We start from the raw sequence: 455 nt of genomic DNA on the forward strand, positions 1-455 counted from the left end.
GGCGGCGGCTTGTTGCTGACAACCCAGCTTCGCGCCCGCGCCGTCGCCCATCACACCGACCTGCCCGAATGCGCCGAACAACTCAGCATTGCGCAGCAACATCACGCCACCTTTTCCCACCTGGCCCGCGACCATCTGGCCCAGGAAAGCGGCGATCAAGATGAAGTCGCACAAGCACTCAGCGACCAGCATGCGGCCATTCGCGGGACAGGCGGCAACCCGAGCGCCAACCAGTTCCCGGAGCTGAGCGAACCCTATCTGGTACTGCACAGCCCTGCCGGAATCGCCAGCAGCACGCCGCAATCCACTCACTTGACCAGCGGCGAGCACATGGCCCTGACCAGTGGCGGCCACACCAGCCTGGCCATCGGCAAACGCCTGCTGATCAGCGCCAGCCGCGGCGTGCGCACTTTCGTCCAAAGTATGGGCTGGCGACTGGTCGCGGCCTCTGGCGA

General features: G+C 65.7%; 1 protein-coding gene. It reads left to right on the plus strand.

What is annotated here, in order from left to right; all coding sequences use genetic code 11:
* The coding region (locus tag GHO25_RS25770) for a DUF2345 domain-containing protein (protein ID WP_153393442.1) at positions 1 to 455 on the plus strand (455 nt) is incomplete at both ends.

It is taken from the genome of Pseudomonas sp. FSL R10-1350 (genome assembly GCF_009600525.1).
GTDB classification, from domain to species: domain Bacteria; phylum Pseudomonadota; class Gammaproteobacteria; order Pseudomonadales; family Pseudomonadaceae; genus Aquipseudomonas; species Aquipseudomonas helleri.